This window comes from Streptococcus sp. HMSC36C04 (assembly GCF_001839535.1).
GTDB classification, from domain to species: domain Bacteria; phylum Bacillota; class Bacilli; order Lactobacillales; family Streptococcaceae; genus Streptococcus; species Streptococcus hominis.
Map to the genome: position 1 here is coordinate 12,386 of NZ_KV841586.1, position 15,020 is coordinate 27,405.

At 40.5% G+C, this 15,020-nt stretch carries 15 protein-coding genes; 14 read left to right on the forward strand and 1 reads right to left on the reverse strand.

Features of this window, described 5'->3' with window-relative positions; genetic code table 11:
- The first annotated feature begins 176 nt into the window (after positions 1-176).
- The 7 genes from HMPREF3249_RS02600 (at position 177) to dnaJ (ending at position 7,664) form a co-directional block, all read left to right on the forward strand.
- Positions 177-872 (forward strand): histidine phosphatase family protein, encoded by a 696-nt coding sequence (locus HMPREF3249_RS02600; RefSeq protein WP_004224131.1) that lies wholly within the window; start codon positions 177-179, stop codon positions 870-872.
- Positions 873-1,007: 135 nt separating this feature from the next.
- A complete protein-coding gene (locus tag HMPREF3249_RS02605; protein ID WP_049534473.1) occupies positions 1,008-1,697 on the forward strand; it encodes a histidine phosphatase family protein in 690 nt (229 codons plus the stop codon).
- Positions 1,698-1,817: 120 nt separating this feature from the next.
- Complete coding sequence (locus HMPREF3249_RS02610) at positions 1,818-2,132, forward strand: PadR family transcriptional regulator (RefSeq protein WP_106382354.1); 315 nt, start codon at positions 1,818-1,820, stop codon at positions 2,130-2,132.
- Between the two features lie 285 nt (positions 2,133-2,417).
- Positions 2,418-3,452, forward strand: coding sequence for a heat-inducible transcriptional repressor HrcA (hrcA, locus tag HMPREF3249_RS02615; protein WP_070867481.1), 1,035 nt, complete (start codon positions 2,418-2,420; stop codon positions 3,450-3,452).
- 60 nt (positions 3,453-3,512) lie between these two features.
- Positions 3,513-4,031 carry a nucleotide exchange factor GrpE gene (gene grpE, locus HMPREF3249_RS02620; RefSeq protein ID WP_021002038.1) on the forward strand — a complete coding sequence of 173 codons (519 nt, stop codon included), beginning with the start codon at positions 3,513-3,515 and terminating at the stop codon, positions 4,029-4,031.
- 212 nt (positions 4,032-4,243) lie between these two features.
- Positions 4,244-6,076 carry a molecular chaperone DnaK gene (dnaK, locus tag HMPREF3249_RS02625; protein WP_004224124.1) on the forward strand — a complete coding sequence of 611 codons (1,833 nt, stop codon included), beginning with the start codon at positions 4,244-4,246 and terminating at the stop codon, positions 6,074-6,076.
- Between the two features lie 454 nt (positions 6,077-6,530).
- Positions 6,531-7,664 (forward strand): molecular chaperone DnaJ, encoded by a 1,134-nt coding sequence (gene dnaJ, locus HMPREF3249_RS02630; protein ID WP_003039670.1) that lies wholly within the window; start codon positions 6,531-6,533, stop codon positions 7,662-7,664.
- A 31-nt stretch (positions 7,665-7,695) separates the two neighbouring features.
- Here dnaJ and HMPREF3249_RS02635 read toward each other — a convergent pair whose 3' ends face one another.
- Positions 7,696-8,181: an NUDIX hydrolase gene (locus tag HMPREF3249_RS02635; protein ID WP_004224118.1), complete on the reverse strand. Its 486-nt coding sequence runs from the start codon at positions 8,179-8,181 to the stop codon at positions 7,696-7,698.
- Positions 8,182-8,291: 110 nt separating this feature from the next.
- Here HMPREF3249_RS02635 and truA point away from each other — a divergent pair, with 110 nt between their 5' ends.
- The 7 genes from truA (at position 8,292) to HMPREF3249_RS02670 (ending at position 14,922) form a co-directional block, all read left to right on the forward strand.
- Complete coding sequence (gene truA, locus HMPREF3249_RS02640) at positions 8,292-9,041, forward strand: tRNA pseudouridine(38-40) synthase TruA (RefSeq protein ID WP_059221469.1); 750 nt, start codon at positions 8,292-8,294, stop codon at positions 9,039-9,041.
- Positions 9,031-9,804, forward strand: coding sequence for a bifunctional hydroxymethylpyrimidine kinase/phosphomethylpyrimidine kinase (locus HMPREF3249_RS02645; RefSeq protein WP_049534467.1), 774 nt, complete (start codon positions 9,031-9,033; stop codon positions 9,802-9,804). Before truA ends, HMPREF3249_RS02645 begins: the two co-directional genes overlap by 11 nt.
- The gene (locus HMPREF3249_RS02650; protein WP_037619444.1) at positions 9,782-10,249 is read left to right on the forward strand and encodes an ECF transporter S component; all 468 of its coding nucleotides are present in this window, start codon (positions 9,782-9,784) and stop codon (positions 10,247-10,249) included. The genes HMPREF3249_RS02645 and HMPREF3249_RS02650 overlap by 23 nt, the downstream gene beginning before the upstream one ends.
- Positions 10,250-10,346: 97 nt before the next feature.
- Positions 10,347-10,910 carry a TIGR01440 family protein gene (locus tag HMPREF3249_RS02655; RefSeq protein ID WP_049534455.1) on the forward strand — a complete coding sequence of 188 codons (564 nt, stop codon included), beginning with the start codon at positions 10,347-10,349 and terminating at the stop codon, positions 10,908-10,910.
- Between the two features lie 120 nt (positions 10,911-11,030).
- A complete protein-coding gene (gene tig, locus HMPREF3249_RS02660) occupies positions 11,031-12,314 on the forward strand; it encodes a trigger factor (protein ID WP_049534453.1) in 1,284 nt (427 codons plus the stop codon).
- Between the two features lie 236 nt (positions 12,315-12,550).
- Positions 12,551-13,138 (forward strand): DNA-directed RNA polymerase subunit delta, encoded by a 588-nt coding sequence (gene rpoE / locus HMPREF3249_RS02665; RefSeq protein WP_049534451.1) that lies wholly within the window; start codon positions 12,551-12,553, stop codon positions 13,136-13,138.
- Between the two features lie 173 nt (positions 13,139-13,311).
- Positions 13,312-14,922, forward strand: a complete 1,611-nt coding sequence (locus HMPREF3249_RS02670; protein ID WP_059221467.1) for a CTP synthase — start codon at positions 13,312-13,314, stop codon at positions 14,920-14,922.
- The last annotated feature ends 98 nt before the right edge of the window (positions 14,923-15,020 follow it).

Below are 15,020 nucleotides of genomic sequence, written 5' to 3' on the forward strand. Positions count from 1 at the left end.
GTTTCGTAGAAACTTGATTTCATCGTCCCACCTCCGCACGGTTGAGTAGGACTGTAAAAGTTGATTTATCAACGTATTAGAGTCCACTCAACCACTGCGTCTTATAATTATGACTATATAAGCAAAGGAAGCTGAGCACTTTTGTCCCAGCTTCTTCTTTTGAAAAGGAGATTGAAATGGCAAAAACGAAATTATACATTATTCGTCATGGAAAAACGATGTTTAATACAATTGGTCGGGCGCAAGGTTGGAGTGATACGCCGCTTACGGCTGAAGGGGAACGTGGCATCCATGAATTAGGAATTGGTTTGCGAGAATCAGGACTTACATTTACAAGAGCTTTTTCCAGCGATTCTGGGCGGACAATTCAGACCATGGGGATTGTCCTTGAAGAGCTCGGTTTAACAGGCAAAATTCCTTATACCTTTGACAAGCGAATCCGCGAATGGTGTTTTGGCAGTTTCGACGGTGCTTATGGTGGCGATCTGTTTCATGGCGTGATTCCACGAGTGCTGGATGTTGAAGACTATAAGAAACTAACCTTGCAGGAATTAGCAGACGGTCTAGTCGAAGTGGATACAGCTGGCTGGGCAGAACCTTGGGAAAAGCTTAGTGGACGTATTCTAGATGGTTTCACAGCTATTGCGCAAGAGGTAGAAGCTGCTGGTGGGGGCAATGCTCTTGTCGTCAGCCACAGCATGACAATCGGTGCCTTTACTTGTTTGATTGATCCGTCTATTATTTTAAATCCTGGCGTACAAAATGGCAGTGTAACGGTCGTGGAGTATGAAAATGGGAAATTCACCATTCAAGCGTTAGGAGACATGTCTTATCGCCAAGTAGGTGCTAAGATATTGGAAGGGCAGAAATAATCGCAAAAACGGGAATGTGAGAAAAGTTGATTTTCACGAATTGTGGCTTTCATCTTACTCCTGATTTTTCTTTCATCTCTCAAACGATTTTCTGCAAAAAATGATATAATATAGTAAGAAAAACGGAGGTAAAATATGGCAAAAACAAGATTATACATTGTTCGCCATGGGAAGACCATGTTTAATACAATCGGTCGGGCACAAGGCTGGTCTGATACGCCTTTGACCGCTGCAGGAGAACGTGGCATTCGTGAGCTAGGAATTGGGCTTCGCGAGTCAGGACTTCCATTCAAAAAAGCTTTTTCTAGCGATAGCGGGCGGACAATTCAAACCATGGGGATTATTTTAGAAGAACTTGACTTGACAGGGCGCATTCCTTATCGCACAGATAAGCGAATTCGCGAATGGTGTTTTGGTAGTTTCGATGGAGCTTACGATGGTGAGCTGTTTATGGGAGTGATGCCCCGTGTTTTCAATGTAGAGCATGTTCATCAATTGAGTTACCCTGAGCTGGCTGAAGGCCTGGTAGAAGTTGATACAGCTGGTTGGGCTGAGAGTTGGGAAAAATTGAGTAGCCGTATTTGGGAAGGATTTTCAGATATTGCCAAGGAAATCGAAGCTGCTAGTGGTGGCAATGCACTGATTGTTAGCCACGGTATGACCATTGGAACATTTGTGTATCTCATTGACCAAACAAGGCCACATGGTTTAGACAATGGTAGTGTGACCGTCATTGAATACGAGAATGGTCAATTTACAGTTGATTGCATTGGAGATATGTCTTATCGTGAAGTTGGCAAGAAAATACTGGATGAGATTGAGTAAGAGTCGTTTTTGTAATGAAAATAAATTAAGAGGTTGAGATAAGCGTTGATTTTTGGGAACGACTTTCTCTCCTTTTTTTATTGCTAAAAAATACTTGACAAGTATATCGAGGTGAATAGTATGGATGATAAATTAAGACGGATTTATGTTCCCATGACAGAGACGGGATTTTATATCTTATTTTGCTTGCAAAAAGAAAGTCATGGTTATAACATTACACAGAAAGTAAAAGAACTGACAAAAGGGCAGGTTGTAATTAGTCCGGGAACTATGTATGGAACTTTGTCTAAAATGGAGAAAGATGGTTTGATTGTATTTTCTCACGAAGAGGAGAAACGTAAAATTTATCAGATTACAGAAATAGGACGAGAGATTTTGGAAATAGAACTGAAACGAATTGAGCGACTCTATCAAAATAGCAAGGAGGATGTATAATGGAAAAGAAAATTTTTTAGGCTGGCTAACAAATGTCATACTTCTGTTGTTGCCGATTTTAGCGGTTGCGGAATTATTCTTTTATATGTGGCTTGTGAAAAAGAAGAAAACTAGGTCCTCAGACTGATTTTTAGCACTCTTTTTAAAAGAGTGCTAATTTTTTGAGTTTTTGTCTTGACTTTAAAAATGAACCGTGTATAATAGAATCATAGGTTAGCACTCAGGTGTTTAGAGTGCTAAAAAGAAAATCTCATATTCCAGCTGAAAGCTGAAAGGGGTGATGTCATGGTAACGGAACGTCAGAATGAGATTTTAAACTTGATTATTGACATCTTTACAAAGACCCATGAGCCAGTCGGATCTAAAGCCCTACAAGAATCAATCCAGTCTAGCAGCGCGACGATTCGTAATGACATGGCTGTTCTTGAAAAGCAGGGGCTTTTGGAAAAAGCACACACATCAAGTGGACGCAAGCCAAGTGTTGCGGGTTTTCAATACTTTGTCAAACATTCCCTTTCCTTTGATCGTCTTGCTGAAAATGAACTCTATGAAGTAATCAAGGCATTTGACCGTGAATTCTTCAAACTAGAGGATGTTCTTCAACAGGCAGCAGACGTTCTTTCAATGCTAAGTGGATGTACGGTGGTAGCACTTGATGTAGAACCGAGTCAACAACGCTTGACAGCTTTTGACATTGTGATTCTCAGCCAGCATACAGCTTTAGCAGTCTTTACTTTGGATGAATCCAATACGATTACCAGCCAATTCATGATTCCCCGTAATTTCTTGCGAGGTGATTTGATTCAGCTGAAAGAATTGATACAAGAGCGTTTCTTAGGACAGACAGTTCTTGATATTCACTATAAGATTCGGACAGAGATTCCACAAATTATTCAGCGTTATTTTACAACGACCGATAATGTTATGGATCTTTTCGAGCATATCTTTAGTGATATTTTCAAAGAAAATGTCATTGTATCTGGTAAGGTGAAGTTGCTGAATTTTTCAGATCTAAAGAGTTATCAATTCTTTGATCAACTGCAAAAAGTGGCTTTTGAAATTCGAGATAGTTTAGCTGAAGATCAAATGCAGACGGTGCGCGTGGCAGACAGCAGAGAAAGCAGTCTGGCGAATTTGACGCTCATCTCTAGCAAATTTCTCATTCCTTACCGAGGATTTGGTATGCTAGCGGTCATTGGACCAGTCAATTTAGATTATCAGCGAGTTGTCAGTCAACTCAATGTTGTCAATCGCGTTTTAACGATGAAGCTCACAGATTTTTATAGATATCTGAGTAGCAATCATTATGAAGTGCATTAAGGCGACAGAGCTGATAGCTATAGATAGAAAAATACTTAAAATACCATAAGGAGGTGCCTAGTGGCAGCAGAAAAACAGCAAGAAGAAGCAAAAAAAGAGGACGTTTCGGTAGAAGAAACAACAGAGGTAGCTCCTGAAAAGTCCGAATTGGACTTGGCGAATGAGCGCGCAGACGAATTTGAAAACAAATATCTTCGTGCAGCTGCTGAAATGCAAAATATTCAGCGCCGAGCAAATGAAGAACGTCAACAATTGCAGAAATATCGTAGCCAAGACTTAGGAAAAGCAATTCTTCCTTCGTTGGACAACTTAGAACGCGCCTTGGCAGTTGAAGGTCTGACTGATGATGTCCGAAAAGGGCTAGAAATGGTACAGGAAAGTTTGATTGCCGCCCTTAAAGATGAAGGAATTGAAGAAGTTCCAACAGACGGTGAGTTTGATCACAACTTCCATATGGCTATTCAGACGGTGCCGGCAGATGATGATTACCCAGCTGGAAGCATCGCACAAGTCTTCCAAAAGGGCTATAAACTCCATGAACGTCTCCTAAGACCAGCTATGGTAGTGGTAGCAGAATAAAAAGATCTCGTCCGAAACGACGGTAAACTATGAAGAAAGAAAATATATTTTCGCTCTACTAAACCGTGAGCGAAGTGAACAATTGGCGACACTCTTAACCGTGGTGCTCTCTGCGCAAACTTTAATAAAGAGATTGACATAGTCAAGCTCTGATGGCGCCGCCACTTAAGAAGAGTATCAAAAAAGAAATTCTAAATAAAGGGGAAAAAATAATGAGCAAAATTATTGGTATTGACTTAGGTACAACAAATTCAGCAGTTGCAGTTCTTGAAGGAACTGAAAGCAAAATTATCGCAAATCCAGAAGGTAACCGTACAACACCGTCAGTTGTGTCTTTCAAAAACGGTGAAATCATCGTTGGTGACGCAGCAAAACGTCAAGCGGTGACAAATCCTGATACGATTATCTCCATTAAATCAAAAATGGGAACTTCTGAAAAAGTTTCAGCAAATGGGAAAGAGTATACTCCACAAGAAATCTCAGCTATGATTCTTCAATATTTGAAAGGCTATGCTGAAGATTACCTTGGTGAAAAAGTAACCAAAGCAGTTATCACAGTTCCTGCTTACTTCAACGATGCCCAACGTCAAGCAACTAAAGATGCTGGTAAAATTGCTGGTCTTGAAGTAGAACGGATTGTCAACGAACCAACAGCAGCAGCCCTTGCTTATGGTTTGGACAAGACAGATAAAGAAGAAAAAATCCTTGTATTTGACCTTGGTGGTGGTACATTTGACGTGTCAATCCTTGAATTAGGCGATGGTGTCTTTGATGTGCTAGCAACTGCAGGGGACAATAAACTCGGTGGTGATGACTTTGACCAAAAGATTATCGACTATATGGTAGCAGAGTTCAAGAAAGAAAACGGTATTGATTTGTCAACTGACAAGATGGCTCTTCAACGTTTGAAGGATGCGGCTGAAAAAGCTAAGAAAGACCTTTCTGGTGTAACTTCTACTCAAATCAGCTTGCCATTCATCACTGCGGGAGAAGCTGGACCGCTCCACTTAGAAATGACTTTGACTCGTGCAAAATTTGATGACTTGACTCGTGACCTTGTGGATCGCACAAAAGAACCTGTTCGTCGTGCATTGTCTGACGCTGGTCTTAGCTTGTCAGAAATTGATGAAGTTATTCTTGTTGGTGGTTCAACACGTATCCCTGCCGTTGTGGAAGCAGTAAAAGCTGAAACTGGTAAAGAGCCAAACAAATCAGTAAACCCTGACGAAGTAGTTGCTATGGGTGCAGCTATTCAAGGTGGTGTCATTACTGGTGATGTCAAAGACGTTGTTCTGCTTGACGTAACACCATTGTCACTTGGTATTGAAACAATGGGTGGTGTCTTCACTAAACTGATTGACCGCAACACAACGATTCCAACATCTAAATCACAAGTCTTCTCAACTGCAGCAGACAACCAACCAGCTGTTGATATCCACGTTCTTCAAGGGGAACGCCCAATGGCAGCAGATAACAAGACTCTTGGACGTTTCCAATTGACAGATATCCCAGCTGCTCCTCGCGGAATCCCTCAAATCGAAGTAACATTTGACATTGATAAGAACGGTATCGTGTCTGTTAAGGCTAAAGACCTTGGTACGCAAAAAGAACAACACATCGTTATTCAATCGAACTCCGGTTTGACAGACGAAGAAATTGACCGCATGATGAAAGATGCAGAAGCAAACGCTGAAGCAGATAAAAAACGTAAAGAAGAAGTAGATCTTCGTAACGAAGTGGATCAAGCAATCTTTGCAACTGAAAAGACAATCAAAGAAACAGAAGGAAAAGGCTTCGACGCAGAGCGCGACGCTGCCCAAGCTGCCCTTGATGACCTTAAGAAAGCTCAAGAAGATAACAACTTGGATGACATGAAAGCAAAACTTGAAGCACTCAATGAAAAAGCGCAAGCCCTCGCTGTGAAACTTTACGAACAAGCGGCTGCAGCCCAACAAGCTCAAGCAGGAGCAGAAGGTGCAAGCCAAACAAGTACAGGCGACAACAAAGGTGATGATGTCGTAGACGGTGAGTTTACGGAGAAATAAGACGCCAAAGCAGCTCATCTGCTAACGCTTGCCGCTATAAGGCGGTCAAGCTAGGCGGCTTACTAGATCGAAAACAAAGAAAAAATCGTCTTTGCTTTCTCCCATCGTAACGATGAGACAGGAGTGCTTCAGGAAAATCCTGAAACCTCCTTTGTCACATCTTGGCAAGAACGATTGCGGATTATAATTTAGTGCTTGCTCAATCTTACTTGTAGCCGATTTGTAACAGATAAATTCAGGGGTTGATAAACCAACCTCTGTTTTTGGATAAAGAGGAACTGAACCCAACCTAAATATTGGTTTGTTTCGTAACAATAACAGAAAGGAACAAAGAGTGTTCATGGAATTGAACACGAGCGGAAAGCTCGGAAATTAGATAAACCTCTTAAGAAATCAGGATTTCTTGTCGGTTTCCTAAATTTCAGTCGCTTTCTGTTCGCTCTTAGTATCTTATATGAACAATACAGAATTTTATGACCGTTTAGGCGTTTCAAAAAACGCATCTCAGGATGAGATTAAGAAAGCCTATCGGAAATTATCAAAGAAATATCACCCAGACATCAATAAAGAACCGGGTGCTGAAGAGAAATACAAGGAAGTCCAAGAGGCCTATGAAACCTTGAGTGATGAGCAAAAACGGGCAGCCTATGACCAATATGGTGCTGCGGGAGCTAACGGAGGCTTCGGCGGTGGAGCTGGCGGTTTTGGTGGCTTTGACGGTTCTAGCTTTGGAGGTTTTGAAGATATTTTTTCTAGCTTCTTTGGTGGAGGTGGTGCAAGTCGCAATCCCAACGCACCTCGTCAAGGAGATGATCTTCAATATCGGGTCAACCTTAAGTTTGAAGAAGCGATTTTTGGTACGGATAAAGAAATTAAATACAATCGTGAGGCGACTTGCCATACTTGTCATGGCTCTGGTGCGAAACCGGGAACTAGTCCAATAACTTGTAGTCGCTGTCACGGATCTGGTGTCATCAATGTGGATACGCAAACCCCACTTGGAATGATGCGTCGTCAAGTCACTTGTGATGTCTGCCATGGGCGCGGACAAGAAATCAAAGACCCTTGCCAAACCTGCCATGGAACAGGACATGAAAAACAAGCCCATAGTGTTCATGTAAAAATCCCTGCAGGTGTTGAAACTGGTCAACAAGTTCGCTTGTCTGGTCAAGGGGAGGCCGGTTTCAACGGTGGACCGTACGGAGATCTATATGTCGTCGTTCAGGTGGAATCAAGTGATAAGTTTGAGCGGGATGGATCAACCATTTATTATAAGCTCAATCTCAATTTCGTTCAAGCAGCTTTAGGTGACAGCGTGGAAATACCAACCGTTCACGGTGATGTGGAATTAACCATTCCAGAGGGAACACAAACCGGCAAACGCTTCCGCCTGCGTGGAAAGGGAGCACCGAGCCTTCGTGGCGGCAGCATGGGAGACCAGTATGTCACAGTCAATGTTGTAACACCGACAGGACTTAACGACAAACAAAAAGCAGCGTTGAAAGAGTTTGCAGAAGCTGGTGATATGAAAGTCAATCCGAAGAAAAAAGGTTTCTTTGATAAAATGAAAGATGCCTTTGAGCAATAAGAAAAGAGCAGTTTGACGCTGCTCTTTTATATTATAAGGATAAAATTGTGTGTTTTTCATCTTTGGTGATGACGCGCTTGATACCAGTTGGTTGTGTGGAAACAAGTTTTGCTAGAAAATTTGGGTAGGCTTGATACTCATCCATTCGATCTAGTGGAATCCATTCAACTGTTTCACGAGGAGAGAAGCTTGGGAACTGCTGGCCTTTTGACTTCATCAAGTAATAAAAGGAAATTTCATGGCAATTCAGACCAGCTAACTTGCCAGAATTTTGTTGGAAAAAATTTTCGTGAATGAACAGCAATCGATCGATTTCGTAGTCCTGTCCAGTTTCTTCCTTAATTTCTCGAAGAATAGCTTCTTCTGAAGTTTCTCCTAGCTGAACAGCTCCACCTAAAGGATAAAAATAATCCTCGTTTGGATTGGTCATAAAAGCAAGCGCGCCTTCTTCAATAATGACGGCAGCAGCTTTGTAACGAAATCGAGATTTCTTTTTGCAAAAAGTAATATCAGTCATTTATCTTTCCTCCGTATTCTAGTGTAGCATATTTTCAATGAAAACCTGTCCCCGGACAGTTTTGTTTTTACAGTCTTGCGAGGGGCTTTTTTTCTTGTTACAATAAACACATGACACGATATAAAGCGATTATTTCTTACGACGGTCATGGCTTTGCTGGTTTTCAGCGGCAACTTCATGCTCGTAGCGTTCAAGAAGAGATTGAAAAGACTTTAACCAAAATCAATAGTGGGGCATCGGTCGTAATCCATGGTGCAGGACGTACAGACAGCGGTGTTCATGCGCTAGGACAAGTTATTCATTTTGATTTACCACAAAAAAGAGATGGAGAAAAACTACGTTTCGCACTTGATACGCAGACACCGGAAGATATTGATTTTATCAGTGTAGAAGAGGTGAATGATAATTTTCATTCTAGGTATTGCAAACACAGCAAGACCTATGAATTTATAGTGGATATCGGGCGTCCTAAAAATCCTATGATGCGCTATTATGCAACCCATTACCCTTATCCGCTTGATTTGAGTTTGATTGAAGAAGCTATTGAAAAGTTAGAAGGAACTCATGATTTTACGGGTTTTACAGCTTCAGGAACTAGTGTGGAAAATAAAGTTCGGACGATTACAAAAGCACGCTTAGACTTTGATGAGAAACGCAACTTTCTGATTTTTACTTTCTCTGGCAATGGCTTCTTGTATAAGCAAATTCGCAATATGGTCGGTACTTTATTGAAAATTGGAAATAAACGAATGCCAGTCGAGCAGATTGATAGAATTTTAACAGAAAAAGATCGTCATTTAGCAGGACCAACAGCAGCCTCGAACGGACTTTATCTAAAGGAGATACGATATGAAGAATAACTTTATTTTAGCTATATCAGGGAATGATATTTTTAGTGGCGGCGGACTGCATGCTGATTTAGCGACTTACACGGTCAACCGACTACATGGTTTTGTGTCAGTGACTTGCTTGACCGCCATGACGGAGCAAGGTTTTGAGATTATTCCTGTAGATACGACAGTCTTTTCTCAGCAGCTCAACTCTCTTAAGAATGTGCCTTTTTCAGCTATTAAATTGGGGCTTTTGCCCAATGTAGAAGTGGCAGATTTGGCTTTGGATTTTGTGAAAGCTCATGCAGAGACTCCTGTTGTGTTAGACCCTGTCTTAGTTTGCAAGGAAAGCCATGATGTGGAGGTTTCGGCACTTCGAGATGAGCTCATCAAGTTTTTCCCTTATACAAACATTATCACGCCTAATTTACCAGAAGCTGAACTCTTGGCTCAAAAAGAATTACGAACATTAGAGGATGTCAAAGAAGCGGCTAGACTTCTCCATTCTTTGGGTGCTAAATCCGTTGTTATCAAAGGAGGAAACCGCTTAGATTCTCAAAAAGCAATAGATGTTTATTATGACGGAGAGCAATTTAAAATTTTGGAATCGCCTGTTTTAGACAAAAATAATATCGGAGCGGGTTGCACCTTTGCTTCCAGCATTGCCGGTCAGCTATTATTAGGGAAGTCAACTTTTGAAGCGGTTCAAAATTCAAAAGAATTTGTTTACCGAGCTATCCAACATTCAGATCAATATGGAGTTGTTCAATATGAAAAAGAATCAGACGCATAAACTTGTCCTTTTATCTATGATTGCTGCTTTGACAGTTGTTTTGGGATATTATTTAAAAATTCCAACGCCAACGGGAATTTTAACTTTTCTTGATACAGGAATTTTCTTTGCCGCCTTTTATTTTGGCAGAAAAGAAGGAGCAATTGTTGGTGGTTTAGCCGGATTTCTTATTGATTTGATTTCGGGTTATCCGCAGTGGATGTTTTTTAGCATGATTTTTCATGGTCTACAAGGTTATTTTGCGGGTTTTAAAGGGAAAAGTCGTTATCTTGGTTTAGTATTGGCGACGCTTGTTATGGTAGGGGGGTATGCTGTTGCTTCCACGATCATGCATGGTTGGGGAGCAGCTTTTCCAGAAATATTTTCTAACTTCTGTCAAAATACTTTAGGAATGATTGTTGGGGTAATCTTGAATAAACTGTTGGTGGATGTTTTGAAAAAATAAAGTAAATAAGGGGTGTTGTGCCCTTTTTACTTTTAAGAATTTCAGTTTGTAAAAGCAATAAAAATCATTTATAATACAATTAAAACGAGGTGAAATCATGAATTTACAAAAACTTAGAGAACAAACACAAACAATTTTAGCAGATGTTTTAGAAAAATCAGTTCTTTCTGCTGGTGATATTTTTGTGATTGGACTTTCTTCCAGTGAGGTGATTGGAGGGCATATTGGAAAAAATTCCAGCCAAGAAGTGGGAGAAGTCATTGTCAAAACCATATTGGATATGTTATCCGAGCGTGGTCTTTACTTAGCTGTTCAAGGCTGCGAACATGTTAATCGAGCCTTGGTTGTGGAGCGAGAGTTGGCTCAAAAACGAAATCTAGAAATTGTCAATGTCTTGCCCACTCTGCATGCCGGTGGAAGCGGGCAGTTAGCTGCTTTTAAATATATGAACGATCCAGTTGAGGTGGAATTTATCACGGCTCAAGCGGGGCTAGATATCGGAGATACGGCGATTGGTATGCATGTTAAACACGTTCAAATCCCAGTTCGACCAATTTTGAGAGAACTCGGAGAAGCGCATGTGACTGCGCTCGCTAGCCGCCCTAAGCTAATCGGTGGAGCACGAGCTGCTTACCAAAAGGATAAAATTCGGAAAGCATAAAGAGCAAAATCAGCAAATGGACGGAAAAATCGTTAAATTTTTCATTAGAAAATTTGTGAAATAACGTGTATTTATGGTATAATTGATTGTATTCAATAAATTTTAAGGAGAAATGACAGAATGTCTGTATCATTTGAAAACAAAGAAACAAATCGCGGAGTTTTGACATTTACAATCAGTCAAGAACAAATCAAGCCAGAATTGGATCGCGTGTTTAACTCAGTTAAGAAAACTCTGAATGTACCAGGTTTCCGTAAAGGTCATCTTCCTCGCCCGGTGTTTAACCAAAAATTTGGGGAAGAAGCTCTTTACCAAGACACACTGAACGCCCTTCTCCCAGCTGCTTATGAAGCTGCAGTTAAAGAAGCAGAAATTGAAGTTGTTGCCCAACCACAATTTGACGTGGCTTCTATGGAAAAAGGTCAAGATTGGACCATTACCGCTGAAGTGGTTACAAAACCTGAAGTAAAATTAGGTGAATATAAAAATCTAGAAGTATCTGTTGATGTCTCTAAAGAAGTATCTGACGCAGATGTAGACGCAAGAATTGAACGTGAGCGCAACAATTTAGCAGAGCTTGTATTGAAAGAAGACAAGGCTGCTAATGGCGACACAGTTGTGATTGATTTTGTTGGAACAGTTGACGGCGTTGAATTTGACGGCGGTAAAGGAGATAACTTCTCACTTGAACTCGGAAGCGGTCAATTCATTCCAGGTTTTGAGGATCAATTGGTTGGACATGCTGCTGGCGAAACAGTAGAAGTAAACGTAACATTCCCAGAAGACTATCAAGCAACAGACCTTGCAGGTAAAGATGCTAAGTTTGTTACAACCATTCATGAAGTCAAAGAAAAAGAAGTTCCAGAACTAGATGATGAACTAGCGAAAGACATTGACGAAGATGTTGAAACACTTGACGAATTAAAAGAAAAATACCGCAAAGAATTAGCTGAATCAAAAGAAATTGCTTTTGATGACGCAGTTGAATCTGCAGCACTTGATCTTGCAGTAGAAAATGCAGAAATCGTTGAGTTGCCAGAAGAAATGGTTCACGAAGAAGTTCATCGCTCTGTGAATGAATTCCTTGGAAACATGCAACGTCAAGGTATTTCACCAGATATGTATTTCCAAATCACTGGTACAACGCAAGAAGACCTTCACAAGCAACATGAAGCTGATGCTGAAAAACGTACTAAAACCAACCTTGTGATTGAAGCTGTTGCGAAAGCAGAAGGATTTGAAGCAAGTGATGAAGACATTGAAGCAGAAATTGCTTCACTTGCCGCTGATTACAGCATGGAAGTAGAGCGCGTTCGTCAACTTCTTTCAGCAGATATGTTGAAACATGATATTGTGATTAAAAAAGCCGTTGAATTGATTACAAGTACTGCAAAAGTAAAATAATCGAACGATAACATAAGGCAAGTTCAGTCGGAAATTCGGCTGAATTGCCTTTTTACTTCTTTTTATATAAAAGCGGAAGTCATTTTAGTGAGAAAGTGATTTTCTTGAATAAAGGATAAAATTCCTTTGACGAAAGAGGATTTTTATCGTACAATAAAAAGTAGCGAAAAATTCAATAAATTAAATTTTTGAGAGTCAACATGGCAGAAGCTCTCAGACTTAAAAGGAGATCGACTTTGGAATTAGAAGTATTTGCTGGACAAGAAAAGAGTGAACTTTCTATGATTGAAGTAGCGCGTGCTATCTTAGAAACACGTGGTCGTCATCATGAAATGTATTTTAACGATCTTGTCAATGAAATTCAAAATTACCTTGAAAAATCAAATAGTGATATTCGTGAAGCCTTGCCACTTTTTTATACAGAGCTAAATGTAGACGGCAGTTTCATTCCTCTAGGGGATAATAAGTGGGGCTTGCGTTCATGGTATGCGATTGATGAAGTGGATGAAGAAATTATCACTCTTGAAGAAGACGATGAAGAAGCTCCTAAGAAACGGAAGAAAAAACGTGTGAATGCCTTTATGGACGGAGATGAAAACGCCATTGATTACAATGATGATGATCCAGAAGATGAAGATTCATACGAAGCAGACCCTGCCCTTAACTATGACGAGGATAATCTAGACGATGAAAAGAGTGAAGTTGAGGCGTATGATGCGGAAATCAATGAAATTGCACCTGATGATTTAGGTGAAGAAGTCGAACTCAATGAAGAGGATGAGGATTACTCAGATGATGAGGTGGATCCAGAAGATGAAGAATAGTTCAGTTTAGAGCATTTTCTGATTTGACAAAAAATCTATTCTGCGATATTATAATATCGGGCACTTCTTTTAAGAAGTCGAAGCTCCCTAGCTCTAGGGAGCTATTTTTGTTTTGCTATTCATGAACACGTCTTAAAAAGCAATGGACGTTGTATTTTAGATAAGGAGTATTTATGGCAACAAAATATATTTTTGTTACAGGTGGTGTAGTTAGTTCGATTGGTAAAGGGATTGTAGCGGCAAGTCTTGGTCGTCTCTTGAAAAACCGTGGCCTTAAGGTGACTATTCAAAAGTTTGACCCATATATCAATATCGACCCAGGAACGATGAGTCCTTACCAACACGGGGAAGTGTTTGTGACGGACGACGGTGCAGAGACAGACTTGGATCTGGGGCACTATGAGCGCTTTATTGATATTAACCTAAATAAATATTCAAATGTCACAACGGGTAAGATTTATAGCGAAGTTCTTCGTAAAGAACGTAAAGGTGAGTACCTTGGAGCTACTGTTCAGGTCATCCCACATATTACAGATGCTTTAAAAGAAAAAATTAAACGTGCGGCAACAACAACAGACTCTGACGTGATTATCACAGAAGTGGGAGGAACTGTAGGAGATATTGAAAGTTTGCCATTCTTAGAAGCACTTCGTCAAATGAAGGCAGATGTCGGAGCAGACAATGTGATGTATATTCACACGACCTTGCTTCCATATCTTAAGGCAGCTGGGGAAATGAAAACCAAGCCAACTCAACACTCTGTAAAAGAATTGCGTGGTCTGGGTATTCAACCGAATATGCTGGTCATTCGCACCGAAAAGCCAGCTGGTCAAAATATTAAGAACAAATTAGCGCAGTTTTGTGATGTAGCACCAGAAGCAGTGATTGAGTCGCTAGATGTGGAACATTTGTATCAAATTCCGCTAAACCTACAAGCACAAAACATGGACCAAATCGTTTGTGATCACTTGAAGTTGGACGTGCCAGAAGCAGATATGACAGAGTGGTCTGCTATGGTTGATAAAGTCATGAACTTGAAGAAACAAGTAAAAATTGCACTAGTTGGAAAATATGTGGAACTACCAGATGCGTACATCTCTGTTGTAGAAGCTCTCAAGCACTCTGGTTATGCCAACGATGCGGAAATCAAGCTGAATTGGGTCAATGCGAATGATGTCACAACTGAAAATGTCGCTGAATTACTGAAAGATGCAGACGGTATCATTGTGCCGGGTGGCTTTGGTCATCGTGGGACCGAAGGAAAGATTGCGACGATTCAATATGCTCGTGAAAATGATGTGCCAATGCTTGGAATTTGCCTTGGTATGCAGTTGACTTGTGTTGAATTTGCTCGCCATGTGCTGGGATTTGATGATGCTAATTCTTCAGAACTAAATCCAGATACGAAACATCCTGTTATAGATTTGATGCGGGATCAGATTGATGTAGAAGATATGGGAGGGACGCTTCGTTTAGGACTTTATCCGTCTAAGTTGAAACGCGGTTCCAAAGCGGCTGCAGCTTATGACAATCAAGAAGTTGTTCAGCGTCGTCACCGTCACCGTTACGAATTTAACAATGAATTCCGTCAACAATTTGAAGATGCTGGTTTTGTATTCTCAGGAGTTTCACCTGATAATCGTCTGGTGGAAATTGTTGAAATGCCAGAAAATAAATTCTTTGTGGCTTGTCAATACCACCCAGAATTATCTAGCCGTCCTAATCGTCCAGAAGGACTTTATACCGCTTTTGTCACAGCAGCAGTTGAAAATAGTGAGAAATAAGATTGGAAGCAATTCCAGTCTTTTTAGCATTTCTCATAGGAGAAAAATTTGTCAATATGAATGAAAGACAGCATTTTAAAACTAAAGTAAGAAATTTT

Coding starts and splice junctions, on each gene's coding strand:
- HMPREF3249_RS02600 (WP_004224131.1), top strand. CDS start 177: ATGGCAAAAACGAAATTATACATTATTCGTCATGGAAAAACGATGTTT.
- HMPREF3249_RS02605 (WP_049534473.1), top strand. CDS start 1,008: ATGGCAAAAACAAGATTATACATTGTTCGCCATGGGAAGACCATGTTT.
- HMPREF3249_RS02610 (WP_106382354.1), top strand. CDS start 1,818: ATGGATGATAAATTAAGACGGATTTATGTTCCCATGACAGAGACGGGA.
- hrcA (WP_070867481.1), top strand. CDS start 2,418: ATGGTAACGGAACGTCAGAATGAGATTTTAAACTTGATTATTGACATC.
- dnaK (WP_004224124.1), top strand. CDS start 4,244: ATGAGCAAAATTATTGGTATTGACTTAGGTACAACAAATTCAGCAGTT.
- dnaJ (WP_003039670.1), top strand. CDS start 6,531: ATGAACAATACAGAATTTTATGACCGTTTAGGCGTTTCAAAAAACGCA.
- HMPREF3249_RS02635 (WP_004224118.1), bottom strand. CDS start 8,181: ATGACTGATATTACTTTTTGCAAAAAGAAATCTCGATTTCGTTACAAA.
- truA (WP_059221469.1), top strand. CDS start 8,292: ATGACACGATATAAAGCGATTATTTCTTACGACGGTCATGGCTTTGCT.
- HMPREF3249_RS02645 (WP_049534467.1), top strand. CDS start 9,031: ATGAAGAATAACTTTATTTTAGCTATATCAGGGAATGATATTTTTAGT.
- HMPREF3249_RS02650 (WP_037619444.1), top strand. CDS start 9,782: ATGAAAAAGAATCAGACGCATAAACTTGTCCTTTTATCTATGATTGCT.
- HMPREF3249_RS02655 (WP_049534455.1), top strand. CDS start 10,347: ATGAATTTACAAAAACTTAGAGAACAAACACAAACAATTTTAGCAGAT.
- tig (WP_049534453.1), top strand. CDS start 11,031: ATGTCTGTATCATTTGAAAACAAAGAAACAAATCGCGGAGTTTTGACA.
- HMPREF3249_RS02670 (WP_059221467.1), top strand. CDS start 13,312: ATGGCAACAAAATATATTTTTGTTACAGGTGGTGTAGTTAGTTCGATT.